General features: G+C 52.2%; 24 protein-coding genes. 20 read left to right on the forward strand and 4 right to left on the reverse strand.

The annotated features are described in order from the left end of the window. Positions 1–2 precede the first annotated feature (2 nt). The 5 genes from rplV to rpsQ are packed head-to-tail and all read left to right on the forward strand — an operon-like array spanning position 3 to position 2,041. Complete coding sequence (gene rplV / locus CpATCC19410_RS01820) at positions 3–365, forward strand: 50S ribosomal protein L22 (protein ID WP_013241208.1); 363 nt, start codon at positions 3–5, stop codon at positions 363–365. Further along, entirely contained in the window at positions 365–1,111 is a 747-nt protein-coding gene (rpsC, locus tag CpATCC19410_RS01825; RefSeq protein ID WP_013241209.1) for a 30S ribosomal protein S3, read from the forward strand. The genes rplV and rpsC overlap by 1 nt, the downstream gene beginning before the upstream one ends. A 2-nt stretch (positions 1,112–1,113) precedes the next feature. Further along, complete coding sequence (gene rplP, locus CpATCC19410_RS01830; protein WP_013241210.1) at positions 1,114–1,530, forward strand: 50S ribosomal protein L16; 417 nt, start codon at positions 1,114–1,116, stop codon at positions 1,528–1,530. Next, positions 1,530–1,760, forward strand: coding sequence for a 50S ribosomal protein L29 (rpmC, locus tag CpATCC19410_RS01835; RefSeq protein ID WP_004566751.1), 231 nt, complete (start codon positions 1,530–1,532; stop codon positions 1,758–1,760). The genes rplP and rpmC overlap by 1 nt, the downstream gene beginning before the upstream one ends. Before the next feature lie 2 nt (positions 1,761–1,762). Beyond that, positions 1,763–2,041 (forward strand): 30S ribosomal protein S17, encoded by a 279-nt coding sequence (gene rpsQ / locus CpATCC19410_RS01840; protein WP_013241211.1) that lies wholly within the window; start codon positions 1,763–1,765, stop codon positions 2,039–2,041. Between the two features lie 160 nt (positions 2,042–2,201). On the opposite strand, the gene CpATCC19410_RS01845 is transcribed toward rpsQ, so the two are convergent. Genes CpATCC19410_RS01845 through CpATCC19410_RS01860 form a run of 4 tightly spaced genes read right to left on the reverse strand, consistent with a single transcriptional unit; the run spans position 2,202 to position 8,010 of the window. Continuing rightward, a complete protein-coding gene (locus tag CpATCC19410_RS01845) occupies positions 2,202–3,878 on the reverse strand; it encodes an ABC transporter family substrate-binding protein (protein ID WP_014300464.1) in 1,677 nt (558 codons plus the stop codon). 30 nt (positions 3,879–3,908) lie between these two features. After that, a complete protein-coding gene (locus CpATCC19410_RS01850) occupies positions 3,909–5,981 on the reverse strand; it encodes a dipeptide ABC transporter ATP-binding protein (protein ID WP_013241213.1) in 2,073 nt (690 codons plus the stop codon). A gap of 3 nt (positions 5,982–5,984) precedes the next feature. Next, positions 5,985–7,025, reverse strand: a complete 1,041-nt coding sequence (locus CpATCC19410_RS01855; RefSeq protein WP_013241214.1) for an ABC transporter permease — start codon at positions 7,023–7,025, stop codon at positions 5,985–5,987. A 1-nt stretch (position 7,026) separates the two neighbouring features. Beyond that, positions 7,027–8,010 (reverse strand): ABC transporter permease, encoded by a 984-nt coding sequence (locus tag CpATCC19410_RS01860; RefSeq protein ID WP_014522347.1) that lies wholly within the window; start codon positions 8,008–8,010, stop codon positions 7,027–7,029. A gap of 712 nt (positions 8,011–8,722) precedes the next feature. Between CpATCC19410_RS01860 and rplN the strand changes: the two genes are divergently transcribed. From rplN to CpATCC19410_RS01940, 15 genes are all read left to right on the forward strand, one after another. Continuing rightward, entirely contained in the window at positions 8,723–9,091 is a 369-nt protein-coding gene (gene rplN, locus CpATCC19410_RS01865; RefSeq protein ID WP_013241217.1) for a 50S ribosomal protein L14, read from the forward strand. Positions 9,092–9,093: 2 nt separating this feature from the next. Beyond that, positions 9,094–9,408, forward strand: coding sequence for a 50S ribosomal protein L24 (gene rplX, locus CpATCC19410_RS01870; RefSeq protein ID WP_013241218.1), 315 nt, complete (start codon positions 9,094–9,096; stop codon positions 9,406–9,408). 2 nt (positions 9,409–9,410) lie between these two features. Continuing rightward, the gene (gene rplE / locus CpATCC19410_RS01875; protein ID WP_013241219.1) at positions 9,411–9,974 is read left to right on the forward strand and encodes a 50S ribosomal protein L5; all 564 of its coding nucleotides are present in this window, start codon (positions 9,411–9,413) and stop codon (positions 9,972–9,974) included. Between the two features lie 693 nt (positions 9,975–10,667). Next, a complete protein-coding gene (locus CpATCC19410_RS01880; protein WP_013241220.1) occupies positions 10,668–12,011 on the forward strand; it encodes an amino acid permease in 1,344 nt (447 codons plus the stop codon). A gap of 51 nt (positions 12,012–12,062) precedes the next feature. After that, a complete protein-coding gene (locus tag CpATCC19410_RS01885) occupies positions 12,063–13,439 on the forward strand; it encodes an L-serine ammonia-lyase (protein ID WP_014400987.1) in 1,377 nt (458 codons plus the stop codon). 208 nt (positions 13,440–13,647) lie between these two features. Next, positions 13,648–14,724: an asparaginase gene (locus CpATCC19410_RS01890; RefSeq protein ID WP_013241223.1), complete on the forward strand. Its 1,077-nt coding sequence runs from the start codon at positions 13,648–13,650 to the stop codon at positions 14,722–14,724. A gap of 465 nt (positions 14,725–15,189) precedes the next feature. Beyond that, complete coding sequence (locus CpATCC19410_RS01895) at positions 15,190–16,422, forward strand: acid phosphatase (RefSeq protein ID WP_014400988.1); 1,233 nt, start codon at positions 15,190–15,192, stop codon at positions 16,420–16,422. A 292-nt stretch (positions 16,423–16,714) separates the two neighbouring features. Continuing rightward, entirely contained in the window at positions 16,715–17,113 is a 399-nt protein-coding gene (gene rpsH / locus CpATCC19410_RS01900; RefSeq protein WP_013241225.1) for a 30S ribosomal protein S8, read from the forward strand. Positions 17,114–17,129: 16 nt separating this feature from the next. Then, positions 17,130–17,666: a 50S ribosomal protein L6 gene (gene rplF / locus CpATCC19410_RS01905; RefSeq protein WP_013241226.1), complete on the forward strand. Its 537-nt coding sequence runs from the start codon at positions 17,130–17,132 to the stop codon at positions 17,664–17,666. A 3-nt stretch (positions 17,667–17,669) separates the two neighbouring features. After that, positions 17,670–18,077, forward strand: coding sequence for a 50S ribosomal protein L18 (gene rplR, locus CpATCC19410_RS01910; protein WP_013241227.1), 408 nt, complete (start codon positions 17,670–17,672; stop codon positions 18,075–18,077). Positions 18,078–18,117: 40 nt separating this feature from the next. Further along, positions 18,118–18,744 carry a 30S ribosomal protein S5 gene (gene rpsE / locus CpATCC19410_RS01915; protein WP_014400989.1) on the forward strand — a complete coding sequence of 209 codons (627 nt, stop codon included), beginning with the start codon at positions 18,118–18,120 and terminating at the stop codon, positions 18,742–18,744. A 2-nt stretch (positions 18,745–18,746) separates the two neighbouring features. Next, the gene (rpmD, locus tag CpATCC19410_RS01920; RefSeq protein ID WP_013241229.1) at positions 18,747–18,932 is read left to right on the forward strand and encodes a 50S ribosomal protein L30; all 186 of its coding nucleotides are present in this window, start codon (positions 18,747–18,749) and stop codon (positions 18,930–18,932) included. Positions 18,933–18,935: 3 nt separating this feature from the next. Beyond that, positions 18,936–19,382 carry a 50S ribosomal protein L15 gene (gene rplO, locus CpATCC19410_RS01925; RefSeq protein ID WP_013241230.1) on the forward strand — a complete coding sequence of 149 codons (447 nt, stop codon included), beginning with the start codon at positions 18,936–18,938 and terminating at the stop codon, positions 19,380–19,382. Positions 19,383–19,608: 226 nt separating this feature from the next. Further along, positions 19,609–20,064, forward strand: a complete 456-nt coding sequence (locus CpATCC19410_RS01930; protein ID WP_013241231.1) for a hypothetical protein — start codon at positions 19,609–19,611, stop codon at positions 20,062–20,064. 470 nt (positions 20,065–20,534) lie between these two features. After that, the gene (locus CpATCC19410_RS01940; protein WP_013241232.1) at positions 20,535–21,782 is read left to right on the forward strand and encodes an extracellular solute-binding protein; all 1,248 of its coding nucleotides are present in this window, start codon (positions 20,535–20,537) and stop codon (positions 21,780–21,782) included. Positions 21,783–21,814: the final 32 nt, after the last annotated feature.

The raw sequence follows: 21,814 nt of genomic DNA on the forward strand, positions 1-21,814 counted from the left end.
CGATGAGTGAATCTGTCACCTCCGCACGCGCTACCGCGCGCTTCGTCCGTGTTTCTCCTATGAAGGCACGTCGTGTGATCGATCTGGTCCGCGGCAAGTCCATCGAGGAAGCACTCGCAATCCTGAAGTACGCTCCACAGGCTGCTTCTGAGCCGGTTGCAAAGGTCGTTGCTTCTGCAGCCGCTAACGCTGAGAACAACTTCGGTCTAGATCGTCGCTCCCTGGTCATCTCTGAGGCTTTTGCCGACGAGGGTCCGACCATGCGTCGTTTCAGCCCCCGCGCTCAGGGTTGTGCTTTCCAGATCCGCAAGCGCACCAGCCACATCACCGTGGTTGTTGAGAGCCAGAAGGAAGGGGCCAAGTAGTGGGCCAGAAAATCCATCCTCACGGCCTACGTTTGGGCATCACTTCCGAGTGGAAGTCCCACTGGTACGCCGACAGGAACTACTCCGAGTATGTTGCTGAGGACATCCGTGTCCGCGAGTACTTGGTTAAGACCTTGGACCGTGCAGGTATCGCCGATATCGTTATCGAGCGCACCCGCGATCGCGTCCGCGTCGATATTCACACCGCTCGTCCGGGCATCGTGATTGGTCGTCGTGGTTCTGAGGCAGACCGTCTGCGCAAAGAGCTGGAGAAGCTCACTGGCAAGCAGGTCGCCCTCAACATCCTTGAGGTCAAGAACATTGATGCAAACGCTCAGTTGGTGGCTCAGTCCATCGCAGAGCAGCTGACCAACCGCGTGGCATTCCGTCGCGCAATGCGCAAGGCTATCCAGTCTGCAATGCGCCAGCCACAGGTCAAGGGCATCAAGGTTGTTTGTTCCGGTCGTCTCGGCGGTGCCGAGATGTCCCGCACCGAGCGCTACCATGAGGGTCGCGTTCCGCTGCACACCCTCCGCGCCGAGATCGATTACGGCACCTACGAGGCACACACCACTTTCGGCCGCATTGGCGTGAAGGTGTGGATCTACAAGGGTGATGTTGTCGGTGGTCGTCGTGAGAGCGAGATCAATGCACCCGCAGAGCGTCGCCGCCGTGGTGACCGCAACGCACGCCCGCGTCGCGGTGGCCAGCGTCGTAACCGCGCTGAGCAGAAGCAGGAGGGCTAAGAATGCTTATCCCTAAGCGCGTCAAATACCGTCGCCAGCACCGTCCGACTCGTAGTGGCGTGTCCAAGGGCGGTAACCGCATCACTTTCGGTGACTACGGCATCCAGGCTCTTGAGCCTGCCTACATCACCAACCGTCAGATCGAGTCTGCACGTATCGCCATTAACCGCCACGTCAAGCGTGGTGGCAAGGTGTGGATCAACATCTTCCCGGATCGTCCTCTGACCCAGAAGCCGCTCGGCGTTCGTATGGGTTCCGGTAAGGGCCCCGTGGAGAAGTGGATCGCTAACGTCAAGCCGGGTCGTATCCTCTTCGAGATGAGCTTCCCGAATGAAGAGGTAGCTCTTGAGGCTCTGCGCCGTGCAGGCCAGAAGCTTCCTTGCAAAGTTCGTATCGTTAAGAAGGAGGACCAGTTCTAATGGCTAACGGTACCCCCGCACACGAGCTTCGCGAGCTGAACGCCGAGGAGCTGAAGACCCGTCTGACCGAGGCTAAGGAAGAGCTGTTCAACCTGCGCTTCCAGGCTGCTACCGGCCAGTTGACCAACAACCGCCGCCTTCGCACGGTAAAGCGCGACATCGCCCGCATCTACACCGTTATTCGCGAGCGTGAGCTGGGCCTGTCCGAGGTTCCGGGAGCTGAGGCTTAAACATGAGTGAGGCAAACGTGAACAAGAAGGAAAAGGGCGCACGCAAGGTTCGCACCGGCTACGTGGTTTCTGACAAGATGCAGAAGACCATCGTCGTTGAGCTTGAGGACCGCAAGCAGCACGCCAAGTACGGCAAGACCATTCGTACTAACTCGAAGGTCAAGGCACACGATGAGGACAGCATCGCCGGCGTCGGCGACCTCGTCCGCATCGAGGAGACTCGTCCGCTGTCCAAGGACAAGCACTTCCGTCTCGTTGAGATCATCGAGAAGGCTAAGTAGTCTTTGACAGTGAATTAGTTCCTAGCTAATTACAAAAACGCGGTTTGTATCTTGAGAAATTGAGATACAAACCGCGTTTTCTTATGCGCTGTTCTGGGAGAACAGACCGGATCAGAGTGAACTAGTGGAGATATTCAGAACTGCGATCCGGTTTGTACTTTTATTCGGAAGCCCAACCGATGTTTTCTACAGGCACGTTTGCAAAAGCATAGGCGCCGTAGTTAGCAAGCCCCTTCTTCACCGCTACGATGTTAACGCCGTTGAATTGGGGAATTACTCCGTATCGGGCGAGAGCCTCTACTTCTAATTCGTTTGCACGTTTGTTTTGCTCATCACGAGTAGGAAGTGCCTGGAGCTCACGAATCTTAGCATCGAGTTCAGGGGTTCCAGCGTGAGAACGATTGAGCTGGGAATCAGAGAGATACGTCTGGCCGAAGTACGTAACACCAAAGGGATCGCTTGCGGTGAAACCGATGGGGAAGATGTCGTAGTCATCACTAGATACGAGTTTGGAGAAGTCAGAAGACGGATGGGTCTCGATCTTCAGGTCAATACCGATGTCTTTGAGCATCTTCTGGCTTGCTTTAGCAATAGACGTGGTCTGCTCGTCTTCACCAACTAAAACATATCGAAGCGATAGCGGCTTGCCGTCCTTCTCCCGGATGCCGTCAGGGCCCTCAGCCCAACCGGACTCATCAAGAAGAGCCTTAGCCTTGCCAGCGTCAAAGGTAGCTACCTTGGAGAAGTTGTCTTGATAGTTCTTCTGGAAGGGGAAGTTGATCAAAGATCCGGGGGGATCCTCGGTGTAAGGAACACCTTGGAACCATATTGAGGACAAAAGCTTACGGTCTAGGCCGCGTGATACTGCCTCGCGCACCTTGATATCTTGCAAAACATCGGACTTGGCGTTGAGCACCAACAGTGCATTCTTAGGCAAGCGACCAGTGCGAAGCTCGATACCCTGCATATCCTTGACGGCAGCGTAGCGGTCTTTCGACGGGACGGCTGTGGCGTCAATCTCGCCGTTTTTAAAGGCGTTGACAGCAGCAGCGGTGTCCATCTGACGGAAGATACGCTTATCTAGTTTTGGCGTATCGCCCCACCATTTTTCGTTAGGAACAAATGTGGCTTCGCCCCGGTTGAAATCAATGGATTCCACTTTATAGGGACCCGCGCCCCATTCAGGATGCACTTTCTTTACATAGTCATTGTAATTATGAGGGTCATTCAACGCTGGGTGAGCGATGATGCCAAAGAGTCCCTGCCACCAAGGGTAGGTGCTCTCGAATTCTACGACAGCTTGTTTATCATTAGCTCCCTTAGTCACCGAGGCGATGTTTTCATACCCGTCGGTAGAGGAAGGGGAAAAAGCGGGATTCTTGCCGTTATTGATCTTCCAGGTGGTCTCAAAGGCATGCCAGTCTATGGGTGTTCCATCATTGAATACAGCTTTGTCATTGATGGTATAGACAATCTTGGTTTTGGAGCCCGAAGACTCTTCCTTGGCGTCTGTCACATAGTTCTTGTTAAAGGATGACTCGCCCTCAGCAGTGGACTCGATAATTGATGGGTTGTACCATTCCCACAGCATGGTGGTGTAACGCGTGGAGTCTGCATGGTGGCGATTTTGCTGCTCGGAGATTTCACCAATAGCAGTGGTAAATGTGCCTCCCTGCTTAACCTTGTCGCGATCCAAAGGGTTGTAATCAGCGACGCTGATGCTATCGGCATTCTGCGCATTCTTAGAGGTGGAGGAATCGCCACCGCATCCTGCAAGCAACAATGCACTTGCAGCAAACACAGCGGCTAATTTCCCGCTGGGGCTTCTTAGTTTCATGGACATGCCTTTCTACCTAAGTTAAGAGGATTAATTGAGAGGGGTACCCGCAAAGTGGCAAGCGTGGAGATGATCTGGATTGTCTGAGTTGTCTAGGCTGCGTACCTCCGGTTCTTCGGTGCGGCATCGTCGCTGGTGGGCGTCGCCAAGCGTGACGTAGAGCGGGCAACGTCCCCGAAACGCACAACCCGTGATTTCCTCTGTGGGGGAAGGCTGTGAGTCGGTAAGGATGATCCGTCTTCGATTACGCTCGGCGATGGGATCTGCGAGGGGAATCGCCGAGAGCAACGCCTTTGTATATGGGTGCTGGGGGTTATCAAAGAGGGAATCTGTATCGCCTTGCTCTACAAAACGCCCCAGGTACATCACGGCGGCACGGTCTGAGATATGCCGAATAACGGAGAGATCGTGAGCCACAAAAAGATAGCTGATACCCAGGCGCGCTTTGAGCTCATCAAGGAGATTCAGCATTCCGGCCTGGACAGAGACGTCCAGGGCAGACACAGGCTCATCAAGAACAATCAACTTGGGATTGGCCGCAAGCGCACGGGCAAGAGATATACGCTGGCGTTGTCCACCGGAAAAATGGCCAGGGAACCTATCAATATGAATATGAGCAGGGTTTAGCCCGACTAACTGGATGAGCTCGCGGATACGCTCATTTTTATCGCCATCCCAGCCCAAGGAATCCAGAGGCTCCCGGAGAATCTCTGCGACAGTGAGGCGCGGATCAAGAGCCCCCATGGGGTCTTGGAAAACAATTTGAATGTCTTTTCTTAGAAGACGCCGTTGACGCTTGGAGATGCCTGCGACGTCTTTCTCACCTAATTGGATTTGAGTCGGCGCTTGCGGGGCTAGATCCATGATCTCCAGCAAGGTGGTGGTTTTCCCGCATCCGGATTCGCCGACGATAGCAAAGCACTCGCCTTCTTTGATATCAAAAGTTAAACCGTTAACGGCCCGCACTTCTCCCACAGTTCGTTTAAGCAGGGCGCCTTTGACCAAAGGAAATGTTTTAGTCAGGTCAGAGACGCTGAGAACGCAGGAGCGCTTTTCCCGAGGAATCCGCATGAGAGCACCCTCGTGAACGGGCGGCGTGGGGAAAATCGGAGCGCCGTTAAGTTCTCCATGGCTGATCTCAGTAGAACGGATGCATGCCGCCTGGTGCTTATCATTGATGGATAAGAGCCCGGGCTCAGTTTTAAGGCATTCGGCTGTAGCTATAGGGCAGCGGGGAGCGAAGGAGCATTCGTCGGGAAGATTAACCACGATAGGAGGGCTGCCCTCAATAGTGGTGAGGGAGACTTTCTCACGTTTGCGCACGGAGGGAATAGAACCAAGCAAGCCGACGGTATAAGGCATTTTGGGCTCACTGAAGAGCTCATGAACGCCGGCGTATTCTACAGGGCGTCCTGCATACATAACCATGACGTTGTCTGCGGTACCAGCGACAACACCCATGTCATGAGTAATCATGATGGTCGCGGCGTTAGTTTCCTTTTGCGCCATTTTGATCAGATCGAGGATCTGGGCCTGGATTGTCACATCGAGAGCAGTGGTGGGCTCATCGGCGATAAGCACTGACGGATTGTTGGCAATAGCTATGGCTATCACCACACGTTGGCGCATGCCACCGGAAAATTCGTGGGGAAAAGCAAGAGCACGACGCTTGGGATCTGGTATGCCGACGAGGTCTAGAAGCTCGATAGCCGTATCCCAGGCTTTGGCCTTGGTGATTTTTTGGTGGCATCGGAGAGCTTCGACGATCTGAGATCCCACGTTGAACACGGGGGTCAACGCCGAGAGCGGGTCCTGGAAGATCATTCCTATTTCTTTGCCGCGTATTTTGGACATGGCGTCGTCGGAAAGCCCGATGAGCTCACGGTTATGCAGTTGAGCGGAACCCGTGAATGTGGCGTAATCAGGAAGTAATCCCATGACCGCCATAGAGGCCACGGATTTTCCAGAGCCCGATTCCCCTACTATGCCAAGTGTCTGACCGGGATAAAGATTAAAAGAGACACCGCGAACTGCGTTGACGTTTCCGGCTTCTGAGGGGAAAGTGACGTTGAGGTTCTGGACGCTAAGGACAGGGTTAGTCATGATTTAAGCCTTTCCAACTGCTGCGGAATTGGGATCGAGCGCGTCGCGGAGACCGTCGGCGATAAAAGCCATGGAGACGGTAAGGAGAGTGAGCACGGCAGCAGGGAAATAGAATTCCCAGGGTGAGGACAATAATGAATTTGCGCCGGTAGATAGCAAGGTACCAAGGGAAACGTCGGGGATCTTGACGCCAAGTCCCAGGAAGGACAAACCGGTCTCGCTCATGACCGCGCTTACCACTCCCAGCGTGGCATTAATAACAAGAAGCGAACCAATGTTGGGGATAAGGTGGCGGCGAATGATAGTGAAGTTGGAAACCCCCATGTAACGAGCCGCTTTGATATATTCCCGTTCTCTTAAAGAGAGCGCCATAGACCAGATCACTCGGGCGTAGTACATCCATCCGAATACAATCAAAACCACGATGAGCAGTTTCCAGTCGCCACCAGAGCCGGAGACGATGAGGGCAATGATAAGGAAGGAAGGGATCACTAGGAGGAAGTGAATAATCCCTAAGATCGCACGCTCAGGGCGGCCGCCGAGTAATGCTGCAGTGGAACCGACAAATGCGGAGATGAGGGTGGTTGCCAAGGAGACGGTGATGGCAATGGTGAGCGAACGCCCCAGACCGTGAACCACCATGGCAAAAAGGTCATTCCCGGAAGAGCTCGTGCCAAACCAATGCTCGGGAGAAGGCGGGCTGCTCAATGCTAAAAAGTCTGGATCATCAAAGCTCCACTGAGCTACCAAAGAACCGAAAACTGCAAGTAGGAAAAGCAGAAAAAGGATTATTGACCCTATTACTGCCATCTTGTTGCGTAGGAAACGGCGCAGATAGAGGCGGTATTTCCTCATCGGATTTTTTCCGGTGACATGCGCTGTCTCAATACCCTGCTGAGCATTGAGTATTTCTGATTCTGTGACGCTAGAGGTATTGGTTTGCGTCAGCGGAGAGCTGGAAACCGTAAGATCTGCGGTAGGTAGAACGTTGGGGGAGAGGTCTTCGTGTCGATCCTCACCGTTGTTGCGATATTCCTTGCGCATGTTAGCTCACCCGGACTCGTGGATCGAGAATGACAACAAAGATATCTGCGAGCACTGCACCTATGGCTGTCATAAGAGCACCAAAGGCAGCGACTGCGACAACTCCGTGGATGTCATTCTTATTAATGGTGGAGACAAAATATTGCCCCATGCCCTGCCAACCGAAGATCGTTTCGGTCATAATCGCACCGGTAAAAATTCCGGGTATAGAGAACGCAACGGTGGTAGCTACAGGAATGATGGACGTACGCAGAGCGTGTCGACGCACAGCCTGTGCCCTGGTTAGCCCCTTTGCGCGGGCGGTACGCACATAATCGGCATCGATATTGTCGAGCAATATTGAGCGTTGGAGGAAATGGTAGCTCGCGTAAGAGATGATTATGAGCGAGACGGTAGGCAGGATGAGGTGCTGCGCGTAGTCGATGAGTTTAGGAATAAAACCCTCAACCCCTACGGACGATGAACCTGTGACAAAGAAGAGGTTGGTGCCTAGGGCTTGGTTAGTTTTAATAGCAATCCATACAACCACTATCGATGCCACTATAACGTGAATGTTCATGGCCAGAATGGAGATGAACTGGAATACTCGATCGTCTGCTTTGTATTGGCGGGAGGCCGTGAACACGCCGATTCCCACGCCGAGCAGCACGGAAATGATTGTGGCGAGGAGTAGCAGCTGGGCAGAAACCCAAATTCGGTAGGAGATCTGAGAGTTTATGGGATCGCCTAGCGGTGAAGATCCCCAGTCCCAGTGCAAGACCACATTGGAAAGCCAGTGCCACCAGCGCTCAAATATCGATTCTTTGTCATTGAGATTGAGCGGAGTCAGTATTGCGTCGATACGTGATTCCGGAACAGGGGGCCGTCGACCTGCATAGTTTGAACGTGGATCGAGGAAAAAAGACGCGAGGAAGTATGTAAGGTTCACCGCGAGAAAAATCATGGCCAACCAGCCAAGCGTTTTCTTAACTAAAAACTTGATCATAGTACGGGCTGCCTGTCGTGATTTTATGTATCAGCGTTGGGTGAAGCCTCAACTGTCAACAGTAAAGGGGATCACTAAACACTTTTAACGTGAGTCAGTTCATATTAATTATGAAAATTAGCAGAGTTGAGCGTGTTTTTGTGTGATTTTTTCAAGAAAGCTGAAATTAATTATTTCCATGGCCCTCTTTCCTGCTTCTTTTCTTCTTTGTTCTTTAGCCTTGGTAAACACTTTAAACCGATAGGGATTTTTAGTCTGGAAAAATTCCTCCATTTGCATTTATTGCATCTATTCCTGTTGGTCAACAGGCCGTTTGTGAAAAATTTTCAGAATGAAAAGTGTCCACATTTTCCCTATTTGGGGGTGGTTTATGGGGCCTGGGGTGACCCAAGTTGCTGGCGTGTGGGCGGGTGAGGATGCGGTGTGGGAGTGCTCTTTTGGAATGTTGTGAATTGGCGCGGGCACAGAAGGGTTTTAAAGGTCCCCCTTGAAAAAGGGAATCTTGACGTAAAGCTTGCTGGAGTTCCTGCCCTTGTGCTTAAATGTTCAGGTTGCCTATATAGGTCGGTTGATCGCGCACTAGTTTCCGAGTGCTACAGCCGAGACCCCTCGACCATTTATGGTTCGTTGAACATGTATAGGTAGTTGTACATAGACCGCGTGCGTCAGTTCGGAAATCTGCCGCACAAACATCCAGGTCAGGAGACCCATAGTGATTCAGCAGGAATCGCGTCTGCGGGTTGCCGATAACACTGGTGCACGAGAGATTCTGTGCATCCGCGTTCTTGGCGGCTCCACCCGACGCTTTGCTGGCATTGGCGACGTTATTGTCGCAACTGTCAAAGAGGCAACCCCCGGCGGCAACGTTAAGGCTGGCGAGGTTGTTAAGGCTGTTATCGTTCGCGCAAAGAAGGAGACCCGTCGTGCAGACGGCTCTTACATTCGCTTTGATGAGAACGCTGCCGTTTTGATCAAGAATGACAACGAGCCCAAGGGTACCCGTATCTTCGGCCCCGTTGCTCGTGAGCTGCGCGACAAGCGCTTCATGAAGATCGTTTCTCTTGCTCCGGAGGTGATCTAAGAATGAAGGTCCATAAGGGCGATATGGTTCTGGTGATCTCCGGCCCCGATAAGGGTGCTAAGGGCAAGGTCATTCAGGCTTTCCCGCAGACCGAAAAGGTCCTCGTTGAGGGTGTTAACCGTGTGAAGAAGCACGTTGCCAACTCTGCTCCAGAGCGCGGCGCTGAGTCTGGCGGAATTGTCACCCAGGAAGCTCCGATCCACGTCTCTAACGTCATGGTTCTGGACTCCGACGGTAACCCGACTCGCATCGGCTACCGCTTCGATGAGAACGGCAAGAAGGTCCGTATCTCGCGTCGTAACGGGAAGGACATCTAATCATGAGCGAGAACTACACCCCGCGTCTGAAGACCCGCTACCGCGAAGAAATCCGCACCGCGCTGAATGAAGAGTTCTCCTACGAGAACGTCATGCAGATCCCTGGTGTGACCAAGGTTGTTGTCAACATGGGTGTTGGCGACGCTGCGCGTGATTCTAAGCTGATCAACGGTGCGCTTGAGGATCTGACCCTTATCACTGGTCAGAAGCCTGAACTGCGTCGTGCAAAGAAGTCCATCGCTAACTTCAAGCTCCGTGAGGGCATGCCTATTGGTGCACGCGTTACCCTTCGTGGTGACCGCATGTGGGAGTTCCTGGATCGTCTGCTGACTGTCGCGCTGCCTCGTATTCGCGACTTCCGTGGTCTTTCTGACCAGCAGTTCGACGGACACGGTAACTACACCTTCGGCCTCGCAGAGCAGACCATGTTCTACGAAATCGACGTGGACAAGGTTGACCGTCCTCGTGGTATGGACATTACCGTTGTTACCACTGCAACCAACAATGAGGAAGGCCGTGCGCTTTTGCGTGAACTCGGCTTCCCTTTCAAGAAGGCTGAGAACTAAGAGTTCTTCTCCTGATTGGCTATAGCTATATAAATGGTTTAAAGCTAAGAAACAAAGTCACCCACTGGGAATCAGTGGGTGACTTTGTTTTTGTGTCTTTTGGCGCTTTTAGGCCTCTCTTTTTGGGATTTATTGGCAGGAAATTTCTTAAAAATTGTCTGCTTAGGGGGTGGGGAGGGAACGAAAAGCAGTAATCGGACATTTTTGTTTTCTTCCGAAAAGATTGAAAAGTGTGAATTGGGTCGGAGTAGCACACCTTCTATGGTGATAAAGATCCCATTCTTTGGGCGGTCTATCGAATTATAGAAAAAAATACACACCAGTTTGTAATGTGGGGTTAATGGTGTCCGTTTTGTTGAGCTGCACAAATGGGGGATATGTCACACATTACCTAGTGATCAATTGTTTTTTAAAAATCAAGGGTCCACAAGGGAGATATTAATTACATAAAAATAGCCGCTTAATATTTTTAACCTGCGTGCTTACGTGGTTATTGTCCAGGTGTAACACCAAAGACAGAAGGATGTTAATGGTAACTGGCGTCACACGTTGACGTTGGCCCTGTTCTTGTTGTCCCAATGTTTATTCTGAGCCTCCGGCATGATGAGGCGGGGAATATACAGGGGCGGATAAGAGTGACAAGGACTTCCTGAATTCTTTGGTTTGGAATTCGCGAGAATTTTTGGAGAACCCATGTCGCAGACAATTTCCGTGCCAGCAAACTCAGGCTCGGCCGATTCATCATCGTCAGACTCGTCGCCGTCTCACTCGACATCGGCACCGAAGTGGCGTAAAAGTGACACCGTTTGGGCCCTGAGCCTTTTCGGAACCGCCATCGGTGCCGGTGTCCTTTTCCTACCTATCAATGCGGGTATTGGCGGTATCATCCCGCTGATCGTCATGACGATCGTTGCCTTCCCTATGACGTACTGGGCTCACCGTGGCTTGACGCGCTTCGTTCTTTCTTCTTCTAGAGGAGGCGGAGACCTCACGGACGCAGTCGAGGAGCATTTTGGTCGGAAGGCAGGCGCCTTTATGACCATTCTTTACTTCCTCTCCGTGTACCCGATTCTCCTTGTGTACTCGGTGACCATCACCAACACTGTTAACTCATTCCTGGAGCATCAGCTCGGAGTGACTCCCTGGCCGCGCTGGCTCATGTCCCTCATCCTTGTCGGCGGTTTGATCTTTGTGGTGAGCCTTGGGCGTGACGTGATCGTCAAGGCTATGAGTGTGCTGGTCTTCCCATTCATCGGCATTTTGGTTTTGTTGTCCCTGTATCTGGTGCCTAAGTGGAACACCTCGCTGTTTGAGACTTTCTCCTTGGAGTCCGCTTCTGCTGCTACCGGCCACAGCATCTGGGTTACCTTGCTGCTTTTGGTCCCTGTTATGGTGTTCTCCTTTAACCACTCGCCGATTATTTCCTCCTTTGCCGTGGAAAAGCGCGAAGAGTATGGCATTTATGCTGATGAGAAGACCGGTAAGGTCCTCAGGGTTGCTCAGATTCTCATGGTCTGCGTGGTTATGTTCTTTGTCTTCTCCTGTGCACTGAGCCTTTCTCCGCAGAACCTAGCCGAGGCAAAGTCCCAGAACATCACCATCCTGTCTTACTTGGCCAACCACTTTGATAACCCCGTCATCCAGTGGGCTGCTCCTGTGATCGCCATGATCGCTGTGGCTAAGTCCTTCTTGGGCCATTACCTTGGTGCTGCAGAAGGCTTCCAGGGCCTGATCTCTAAGAAAGGCGCAGAGGCTCCAGCCGGCGCTAAGGGGGATCGCAAGCTCGCCTTGATCACGCTGTCCTTCATACTGGTTACCGCATGGCTCGTCGGTTGGCTAAACCCATCCATTCTCGGAATGATTGAGACTCTCTGTGGTCCTACTATCGCCATCCTTCTCTTCCTGATGCCGATGTATGCCATCCACAAGGTGCCTGCTCTGCAGAAGTACCGTGGGCGTCTCTCGAACTACTTCATCTTCTTCATGGGTCTTGTTGCCTTTGGCACGATCTTCTACAACATCGTTCAAGCAATCTAAAACACCCCATAGTTTCCCGCGATAACCTCGCACTGTTCCTTAGGAGCAAGAATGTTTATCAGTAGTTTCGATATGTTCAAGATCGGCATCGGTCCTTCGAGCTCACACACGCTCGGCCCGATGAAGGCAGGAAAGGCCTTTGCCGATGAACTCGAGACACGAGGGCTTCTCGACGCCACCGTCCGCGTACAAGCAGACGTTTATGGTTCTTTGTCCCTCACCGGTGTCGGACACGCAACCGATAAAGCCATCATCATGGGTCTTGCTGGTTTTGAACCAGAATCCGTGGACATTGATGCGATGCCAAGTTTCTTGGAGGAAGTAGCTTCTCTTCAGCGCCTGCCGTTGTCCGGCGGGAAGAAACTGGTGAATTTCCCGCGTGGGAAGGACATCGTTTTCCATAACACCTGCCTACAGCTGCATGAGAATGGCATGACCATTACTGCGTTTTCAGAAGAAGAAGTGCTTCTGCATAAGACGTATTTCTCTATCGGCGGTGGATTCATCGTAGATGAGGAGCACTTCGGGGTAGTCGATGAGGATACTTCTTCTGTTCCGTTTGCTTACCGCAGCGCAGAAGAGTTTCTCACGATGTGTGATATCGAGGGACTTAGTATTCCGGAGTTAGAGTGGCGCAATGAAACAGCTGCGGCTTCAGAAGAAGAGGTGCGTGCTCACCTAGCCAAGGCCTGGAATGTCATGCGTACTGGCATCGAACGCGGATCGAGCGCCGAGGGGATCCTCCCCGGTGAGCTACGAGTGCCGCGTCGTGCGAAGGCCTTGCGGACTCGCTTGGAAAACACAAGCGAGAACGAACCATTGCGCATGATGAGCTGGCTTAACATGTTCGCCCTGGCGGTAAACGAGGAAAATGCTGCCGGTGGTCGCGTAGTTACGTCCCCCACAAATGGTGCTTGTGGCGTTCTCCCCGCTGTCCTGTCTTATTGGGATAAGCTGGTAAAACCGGTGGATGAGAAGATGTACACCGATTATTTCCTTACCTGCAAGGTAGTGGGGGCTCTCTATAAGATGAACGCGTCTATTTCTGGTGCCGAGGTCGGTTGCCAGGGAGAAGTAGGCGTCGCTTGTTCGATGGCTGCAGCTGGTATCGCGCAACTTATGGGCGGAACACCTCAGCAAGTCTTTATCGCGGCTGAGATTGCGATGGAACACAACTTAGGTCTTACCTGTGACCCAGTATGCGGACAGGTGCAGGTTCCCTGCATCGAGCGCAATGCTGTGGCCGCCGTGGAAGCTGTCAATGCTGCAAACATGGCTTTACAGCGGGAGTCAAATCCGACGGTGTCTCTAGACCAGATCATCGCAACGATGTATCAGACTGGCAAAGACATGGACTCCAAGTACCGCGAGACCTCCCTTGGAGGTCTGGCTAAAGTTGTACTTCCTAAATTGATGCCGTGTAGCTAACTTTCTCTTTTGCCTTCCAGAATGTTTGGGGAGGCAGATAAGAGGACCTTACTAAGCACCTTTGCGTGGGAAAATTATTGTGACGCTAGTTTTTCTCACTCGTACCTACGCAAAGGTGCTTTTTGTATTCGCATATTTTACTTTTAAAACAGCGCGGCAGCTGGAAAAGAACTGTCGCACTGGTTAGCAAGAAAGAAGGTAAGACCGCATGACTCAAATTTTCTCTCGGCGTCGCTTTCTCGGAGCTACGGCTCTAGCTGCAACTGGTGGCATCGGCGTGCTTACTGCGTGTGCGCAGGAAGAGGCTAAACCTAAGTTGGGTAAGGAGGAAGCCACCAAAGACGTAGACTATTCAGCAATTTCTGGGCACTTAGTTGTCTTGTCAACAGGCGGCACCATCGCCAGCACCAATGTTGACGGCGCCTTGGTCCCCACGGTAAGCGGCGAAGATCTTGTAGCCCCTGTTTATAAGAAGTTTTCTAAAGATAAACTCACAATTGAAGTACGCCAGGTGAGCCAGCTGGATTCTTCTGCCATGACGCTGAAGGACACGGATAATATTATCCGCGAGGTACTCAAGACCGTGAAGGAAGACAAGGTCACAGGCGTAATAGTCACTCACGGTACCGATTCGATGGAAGAGTCGGCTATCGCAGTGGATACCTTCCTGAGCGGCGACAAACCTGTGGTCTTTACCGGTTCCATGCTGCCTTTCGACGACCCCCACACAGACGGGCCGGACAATCTGACTCTGGCTGTCACTGCAGCAACAGACTCTAAGAACCAAGGGAAAGGCGCTTTTATTGCTTTTGGCGGAACTCTGATCCGGGCACGGGGTGCATACAAATCTCATACTTCTGAAAACGATGGCTTCCGTACTAACGCCAGCGAGGATTTGGTTCGGCCTAAGGCTCTAGATTTTAAGCCCCTAGAGTCGCATAGAGTGGATATTATTGCGGCCTATCCAGGTGCGCCCCGGGAGCTTATCGACGCCGCCATCTCTACAGGTGCAGAAGCACTAGTCATTGAGGGCATGGGTGCAGGAAACGTCGGCGGCGATATTGCAGAAGGAATCGTGGCTGCCGCAGAGAAAAATATCCCCGTAGTCATGACTACGCGTGTGGACGCCGGGCTTGTTGAAGGAACCTATGGCGGCGCAGGTGGCGGAGCTACTCTTGCCCAAAAAGGCGTGATTGGATCGAATTATTTGCGGGCAGGGCAATCTCGGATTGTACTTGCAGCGGCTTTGGCCACAGGCGCTGATCCCAAAACGTTATTCAGCTAGACCTCGCGGGCTGGAGAAGAAAGAAAGATAAGCGTCGGCTGGGAATGACCAGCCGACTATAAAGAACAACATTAAGACTTTTTCTGCTTAATTAAAGCTTCATGCTGTGAAAGTAATACGACGATGACGTCAATGCCAGAGGCTAAAAGGAATATATTCTGAGTGTGAGGCAGTAGAGGGGGATAGTCTCTACACAGTGTTGCTTTAAAACGAAAACAAGATTTATTGTTAACAATCTTATAATGATGTGCAGAATAGAAGTAGAAAAATATTCTTGACCAGAGATACGTTAATTTTCTACTGAATTACCAGGGTGTTTTGTACACGTTAAGTGCTGCACTCTCTATGTCTCTGTTTATAAGATTCATATATTGGTAGGGGTGAAGTGTCGTGATGGCATGCGTCGCCGTGGTAGCGCCCTGGCAGAGACATCCAAAGTTGCGCTATGCCGTATAAGGAGAAATCTTGTCCAAGACAAAATGCAGGCTGCTAGGAGTACTCTCCTCTGCAACTTTTATACTTTCTTTGGTCACGCCAGTAAATGCACAGCCAGTGCTTCAGGTCCCTTCGGATTCAAGCGTGGGGGCATCGTTGGCGTCGCCAAGCGTCTTACATCCAGGTGCTCCAATCCCGCAACCGTTTGGTCCGGCGGATTATATTGGGTATATCTCCGATATTAGCTCTTACAGCGGTGGAATCTATTACGACGTGGTATCTAATTTTGAGGATTTGCGCCAAAATCATCCAAAGGCGATGGAAGAAAATTCAGCAACGTCGATCCGCATTAATAATGAAGCTACGGCAGAAAGTGTAGCTCGGGCTCAGCGTGATGCTCTAACTGAACATGACGGTGTGCTCGTGGCTTTTTCGGATGCTTTAGGTCCCAGGCTTGGAGAACATTTGCGGACTGCGCTTGCAGAGAACAGGCTACCTAAGCTGCAAATGCTTCTAGGTGGCTGGACAGCTCGCGCTGGAGGTTTAGCAAGCTCTACATTCGTGGAAAAGAATATTTTCCGTAATCCACGTCCATACATTGCTCATGCTGGTTCAATTCGCCAATATCGAGTTTCCCATCATGATCTCTATCCGACGTCAGGTTCTTTCCCGTCGGGGCATACGAATCAAGCAACATGGACGACTGCGCTATGGGCATATATGTTGCCTGAATTCTCGGCTCAGATATTGGATAGGGGATCAGAGGCAGGGTTTAATCGTGTGGTACTCGGTGTTCACTATCCGTTAGATGTGATTGGTGGGAGAATGACGGGGAACGCTGCAGCGGCAGATCGCCTCAACGATCCAAAAATGCGAATAGCGTTGGATGCTGCTGCAGCAGAATTACGTGCGGAACTGGAATGGCGTTGTGGGAAGAGCTTGCTTGAATGTGCCACTGATACAAGATCAAAGGAGCAAGCGGTACAAAAATACACAGAGCGTATGACGTACGGAATGAAGACTCGCGTTTATTCCTCAGAAGCGCCAATGGTGGTTCCTCAAGCGGCTCCCGTGCTATTGGCATCTGCTTTCCCAAGTTTGACCTGGGGGCAGCGAGCGGAGGTATTGCGTCAAACCGCGTTCGAGGCTGGCTACCCATTAGATGATCAAAGTACTCGCGGATCCTGGCAGCGGATTAATTTGGCGCGTGCTATGGCTGCAAGCGTAACGGTGGGGGCGAACGGTGTAGTAAGCGTGAATTAGCTAGTCGAACAGGGGAACCGAAAAATATTTGTAAAAAGTTGGCAAGAAGGAAGACATAGGGTACATTGTCCACTTGGATTCGTGCGCCCTTTTAGCGGCGTAGTCGAGACCATTGTACAAATTATCAAACCTACTTTGTTGTAGGCCCCTCGCCTTATGCGACCGTGTGGACATGTGGCAGCGAGCGCCTCAAGCTACTGAGCTTGGGGAGCGTAAGTGGCCCGAGAGCACGCGGTAACGCACATTTAAAGGTGGGTAGGAACCGCAACGAGAAAGGCGTTAGGTCACTTCTATGACCATGACCGATCCAATCGCCGACATGCTGTCGCGCGTGCGCAACGCAAACCACGCGCGCCACGACGTTGTGTCGATGCCTTCTTCCAAGCTCAAGGCAAATATTGCTGAGATTTTGAAGCAAGAAGGTTACATCGCTGACTACAAGGTTGAAGAAGTAAAGGTTGGCAAGACCCTTACCCTAAACCTGAAGTACGGCCCAAACCGTCAGCGCTCCATCGAGGGTGTTCGTCGCGTTTCCAAGCCAGGTCTGCGCGTGTACGCAAAGTCCACCAACTTGCCTAAGGTCCTAGGCGGCCTGGGCGTGGCTATTATCTCCACGTCTCAGGGTCTGCTGACTGATCGTCAGGCTACCGAGAAGGGTGTAGGCGGAGAAGTTCTCGCCTACGTCTGGTAAGGGAGGAGACGAAAACATGTCACGTGTAGGTAAGGCACCTATCGCTATTCCGTCCGGCGTGGAAACAAAGATTGACGGCCAGCTTGTTGAGGTTAAAGGCCCTAAGGGAACCCTGAGCTTCGAGCTTCCAGAACCAATCCGTGCTTCCATTGAAGACGGACAGATCTCCGTGGTTCGCCCGGATGATCACCGCAAGAACCGTTCGCTGCACGGTTTGTCTCGTTCCCTGGTTAACAACATGGTTGTTGGCGTGAGCGAGGGCTACACCATCAAGATGGAAATCTTCGGTGTTGGCTACCGTGTTGCTCTTAAGGGCCAGAACCTCGAGTTCTCCCTTGGTTACTCCCACCCGGTCCTTATTGAGGCTCCGGAAGGCATCACGTTCGCTGTTGACGGCAACACCAAGTTGTCTGTCTCCGGTATCGACAAGCAAAAGGTCGGACAGATCGCCGCCATCATCCGTCGCCTTCGTAAGGATGATCCTTACAAGGGCAAGGGTATTCGTTATGAGGGCGAGCAGATCCGTCGCAAGGTCGGAAAGACGGGTAAGTAAGCAATGAGCAACAACGAGAACAACAACGGCAAGCGTCTGCCTGTGGGCAAGGACATTTCCACCCGCCGTCGCATCGCTCGCGCGCGCCGTCACAACCGCATCCGCAAGAACCTGTGTGGTACCGCCGAGACCCCACGTCTCGTCGTCCACCGCACCTCTCGCCACATGCACGTTCAGGTCATCGACGACTTCGCTGGCCACACTTTGGCTGCTGCCTCCACCTTGGAAGCGGAAGTTCGTGCAATCGAGGGTGACAAGAAGGCCAAGGGCGCAAAGGTCGGTCAGCTGATCGCCGAGCGCGCTAAGGCTGCTGGCATTGAGTCGATCGTTTTCGACCGCGCTGGCTACAAGTACCACGGCCGTGTTGCTGCACTGGCCGACGCAGCTCGTGAAGGTGGTCTGAAGTTCTAATGACCGCTATCTCCATGAACATCAACGGAAGGATTGCGTAATGCCGGGACGTGAACGGCGTGACGGCGGACGCTCCGCCGACGACAACCAGAAGAAGAACGATCGCCGTGGCGGACGCCGCGATGATCGTCGTAACCAGCAGCAGGACGAGCGCTCTCAGTACATTGAGCGCGTTGTGACCATCAACCGCGTCTCCAAGGTTGTGAAGGGTGGTCGTCGCTTCAGCTTCACCGCCCTCGTGATCGTTGGCGACGGCAAAGGCATGGTCGGCGTTGGCTACGGCAAGGCCAAGGAAGTTCCAGCTGCAATCCAAAAGGGTGCTGAGGAAGCTCGCAAGAACTTCTTCCGCGTTCCAATGGTTGCCGGCACCATCACTCACCCAGTCCAGGGTGAGGCAGCGGCAGGCATCGTTATGATGCGTCCGGCTGCACCTGGTACCGGTGTTATCGCCGGTGGCGCAGCTCGCCCAGTGCTTGAGTGCGCTGGCGTTCAGGACATCCTTTGCAAGTCTCTTGGCACCGACAACGCCATCAACGTAGTTCACGCTACCGTTGCCGGCCTGAAGCAGCTCAACCGCCCTGAAGAGGTCGCTGCTCGTCGTGGCAAGACCATGGAAGAAGTTGCTCCGGCTCGTATGCTGCGTGCACGCGCAGGACAGGAGGCGTAACTATGGCCCTGAAGATTACTCAGCATAAGGGTCTGGTTGGTGCAAACCCGAAGCAGCGCAAGAACATGGCTGCTCTTGGTCTTAAGCGCATCAACCACTCCGTCGTACACGAGGACACCCCCGCAGTGCGCGGCATGATCAATGTGGTCCGCCACATGGTGTCTGTCGAAGAAGTGGCAGGGGAGTAAAACATGAGCGAACCAATTAAGCTCCACGATCTGCGTCCTGCAAAGGGCGCAAACAAGCCAAAGACCCGCGTTGGCCGCGGTGAGGCTTCCAAGGGTAAGACCGCTGGTCGCGGTACCAAGGGCACCAAGGCTCGTAAGCAGGTTTCTGCTGCTTTCGAGGGTGGCCAGATGCCGATCCACATGCGTCTGCCAAAACTCAAGGGCTTCAAGAACCCTTCCAAGGTTTACTACCAGGTTGTCAATGTTGCTGACCTGGAGAAGGCCTTCCCTAACGGTGGCGAGATCGCAGCTGCAGATATCGCAGCTGCAGGTCTTGTTCGCGCGAAGCAGCCTGTTAAGGTTCTTGGCGAAGGCGAGATCAGCGTTAAGCTGACCGTTTCCGGCGTCAAGTTCTCTAAGTCTGCTAAGGAAAAGATCGAAGCCGCTGGCGGCTCGATCGCTGAGGCTTAAATCAGTTAAGTAACTGATTAGTTCTCACTAAAGCCGTACCTACTCCGCTTTTGCGGTGGTAGGTACGGCTTTTTCTTATTCCAATTTCTACTTTTAAAGTATGCATATATTAAAAATTGACCAAAAACTTATTCGGTATTAATATGAAAAAAGCCTAACGCACTGGGGATTTTTATAACCGATCCCTATCGTGCGTCTTTTCTCAACTCTCAAAAGGAGATCCCTCATGCAAAAAATCAAAGTTTCACTTATCGCCGGTGCGGTGTGCTGCCTTACCTTGGGCGGCTCGGTGGCGGGAGCCTCGCAAATCCTGCTCACTGAAGATGGTGGACGAGAAACTAATGTGCGTGAGAGTGTGGAGAAGCTGGGCGACACCTGGAGCTGCAAGCGGGAATGGGATGTTACCGATAGGGGAGGGTCGTACCCTGTGGTCTTCCAACGCCCCTGCACGGTCTCGCTGCTGGGGAGTGCCTATGAGAAGCTGCAGTCCAGCGATAAGCAAGAAACTCGGGGATTGCGGGCTGATTTGAGGGAGGCCTCAGCGGAGAGGGATTACTATAAAAAGCTGAGCAAGGATCAGTGGGATCTGATTGAAAAGCTGGCTAAGAATGATGATACATATAAAGCAGAGGTAGAAAAGCTAAAGCCGCGGCTTTCCGGTCCAAGCCAAACGGGGCGTTAATCCATTTCCCTAGATGTGTAAAGCATCTAGGGTTTTCTTATTTTTCGGGGCCTTTTTGGGTGATAGCCAGTCCCAGTGGTTAAGATCTCACCCCCTCCGATCTTGGTTATTACCTGTTCCGTTTGGGTGGTCTTTTTGGGGGTTTCTTGCCCGTTGAAAAAGGTAAGAGGTCCGACCAATCGCCAGCTAGAAGCTACTTTATTCACACTTTTTCTCTTATCGATTTTTCCTCAAAAAGGGGCAATGGTGGCTAATTGGTGCTGGTGGGGCTTGCAAAAGGGGTAGATCGACTGCAAGTATGGGGGTCTGTGAGTTAGTGCATAAACTTTCGAGTTACTCGGAAGTGTCACAGGAGGTTAAGCTAATTGCTTGACAGGTGATTACCACTTTAAAAATGTCTTATTCGGGCATGAGGAAAAGCGGTAGTTGTTCCCAACTTATCCCCCTAATCTCTAAAGGCGGTGAAGTGGATGAAGATCCACGCAAAGAAAGCCCTCAGCGTATTGGCCATCTCAACCCTCGTTCTTGCCGGTTGCTCTAGCGATAAGGACTCTAAGGGTGCGAATGGTTCGGGTGACTCTAAAGGCGGCAAGATCACTCTGAGCGTCTGGAGCTCGCAGGAAGATCAGGACGGCTCAGACGGATGGTTGCAGTCCGTTGAAAAGAAGTTTGAAGAAGCCCATCCGGACTATGACATCACCTGGAAGAACTCGGTGGTTGGTGCAGATCAAGCTGCAACGACCGTAAACCAGGATCCTTCGGCCGCGGCTGATGTTTATGTCTACGCTAATGACCGCTTGGGATCGCTCTTGGATTCAGGTTCTGTGGGGGAGCTTTCCGACGCCAGCATGAAGCAGCTCAGTGAGCAAGCAGAAGACACCATTGCCGCTAGCGTTAAGGGACAGGATGGCAAGGCTTATGGCCTGCCGATTGAGCCGAATACGTGGTTCATGTACTACAACAAAGCAAAACTGAACCAGGAAGACATTAAGTCTTTTGACACCATGCTGTCTAAGGCTAAGGTTTCTTTCCCTATGTCTAACTCCTGGTACTATCCAGCGTTTTATGCTGGTGCTGGCGCCTCTTTCTTTGGCAAAGATGGCTTGGATGAGAAGGCCGGCATCAAGCTGGGGGACAAAGCTGGTGAAGTAACCAAATACCTGACAAGCGTGGTAAAGAACCCCAACTTTGTCAACGACTCTGAAGGATCCGGCATCGGTGGTTTGGCCAACGGCTCCGTGGACGTTGTTTTCTCCGGTTCTTGGGATGCCAAGAACATCAAGAAGGCTCTAGGCGATAACTACGGTGTTGCTAGCCTCCCGACCTTCAAGCTTGATGGCCAGGATGTTCAGATGAAGGCTTTCTCCGGTTCAAAGGCAATTGCGTATAACCCAAATACTAAGAACCCCAAGGCCGCTTCTGAGTTTGCAGCATTCCTAGCTTCCACAGAGTCTCAGAAGTCGCACTTTGATAAGAACGGCGTTATCCCAGCAGACAAGTCACTGGCAAAAGACGCTGCTATCGCCGCTGATCCTGTGGCAGTTGCGCTGTTTGAGACTGTCTCCAATGCTTCGATTCTGCAGCCAACCCTGAAGCCAATGACTGACTTCTGGGATCCTGCAACCACTTTTGGTAAGGCCTTGGTCAACGGCGAGGTTAACTCCGAGAATGCGGTAGCTAAGACCGATGCTTGGACCTCTAGCTTTAGCAAAAAGTAATCCCTGAGTATGAGTATGTGGGGCCCAGTCTG

Origin of the sequence: Corynebacterium pseudotuberculosis, from assembly GCF_002155265.1 — a bacterium.
In the GTDB taxonomy this organism is placed as follows: domain Bacteria; phylum Actinomycetota; class Actinomycetes; order Mycobacteriales; family Mycobacteriaceae; genus Corynebacterium; species Corynebacterium pseudotuberculosis.

Excerpts from the sequence above, each read along its gene's own strand:
- rpsQ (WP_013241211.1), top strand. The coding sequence starts at position 1,763 with ATGAGTGAGGCAAACGTGAACAAGAAGGAAAAGGGCGCACGCAAGGTT.
- rpmC (WP_004566751.1), top strand. The coding sequence starts at position 1,530 with ATGGCTAACGGTACCCCCGCACACGAGCTTCGCGAGCTGAACGCCGAG.
- rplP (WP_013241210.1), top strand. The coding sequence starts at position 1,114 with ATGCTTATCCCTAAGCGCGTCAAATACCGTCGCCAGCACCGTCCGACT.
- CpATCC19410_RS01850 (WP_013241213.1), bottom strand. The coding sequence starts at position 5,981 with ATGACTAACCCTGTCCTTAGCGTCCAGAACCTCAACGTCACTTTCCCC.
- CpATCC19410_RS01855 (WP_013241214.1), bottom strand. The coding sequence starts at position 7,025 with ATGCGCAAGGAATATCGCAACAACGGTGAGGATCGACACGAAGACCTC.
- rpsH (WP_013241225.1), top strand. The coding sequence starts at position 16,715 with ATGACCATGACCGATCCAATCGCCGACATGCTGTCGCGCGTGCGCAAC.
- rplX (WP_013241218.1), top strand. The coding sequence starts at position 9,094 with ATGAAGGTCCATAAGGGCGATATGGTTCTGGTGATCTCCGGCCCCGAT.
- rplO (WP_013241230.1), top strand. The coding sequence starts at position 18,936 with ATGAGCGAACCAATTAAGCTCCACGATCTGCGTCCTGCAAAGGGCGCA.
- rplE (WP_013241219.1), top strand. The coding sequence starts at position 9,411 with ATGAGCGAGAACTACACCCCGCGTCTGAAGACCCGCTACCGCGAAGAA.
- CpATCC19410_RS01940 (WP_013241232.1), top strand. The coding sequence starts at position 20,535 with ATGAAGATCCACGCAAAGAAAGCCCTCAGCGTATTGGCCATCTCAACC.
- rpmD (WP_013241229.1), top strand. The coding sequence starts at position 18,747 with ATGGCCCTGAAGATTACTCAGCATAAGGGTCTGGTTGGTGCAAACCCG.
- CpATCC19410_RS01930 (WP_013241231.1), top strand. The coding sequence starts at position 19,609 with ATGCAAAAAATCAAAGTTTCACTTATCGCCGGTGCGGTGTGCTGCCTT.
- rpsE (WP_014400989.1), top strand. The coding sequence starts at position 18,118 with ATGCCGGGACGTGAACGGCGTGACGGCGGACGCTCCGCCGACGACAAC.
- CpATCC19410_RS01890 (WP_013241223.1), top strand. The coding sequence starts at position 13,648 with ATGACTCAAATTTTCTCTCGGCGTCGCTTTCTCGGAGCTACGGCTCTA.
- rplR (WP_013241227.1), top strand. The coding sequence starts at position 17,670 with ATGAGCAACAACGAGAACAACAACGGCAAGCGTCTGCCTGTGGGCAAG.
- CpATCC19410_RS01845 (WP_014300464.1), bottom strand. The coding sequence starts at position 3,878 with ATGAAACTAAGAAGCCCCAGCGGGAAATTAGCCGCTGTGTTTGCTGCA.
- rplV (WP_013241208.1), top strand. The coding sequence starts at position 3 with ATGAGTGAATCTGTCACCTCCGCACGCGCTACCGCGCGCTTCGTCCGT.
- CpATCC19410_RS01885 (WP_014400987.1), top strand. The coding sequence starts at position 12,063 with ATGTTTATCAGTAGTTTCGATATGTTCAAGATCGGCATCGGTCCTTCG.
- CpATCC19410_RS01880 (WP_013241220.1), top strand. The coding sequence starts at position 10,668 with ATGTCGCAGACAATTTCCGTGCCAGCAAACTCAGGCTCGGCCGATTCA.
- rplF (WP_013241226.1), top strand. The coding sequence starts at position 17,130 with ATGTCACGTGTAGGTAAGGCACCTATCGCTATTCCGTCCGGCGTGGAA.
- CpATCC19410_RS01860 (WP_014522347.1), bottom strand. The coding sequence starts at position 8,010 with ATGATCAAGTTTTTAGTTAAGAAAACGCTTGGCTGGTTGGCCATGATT.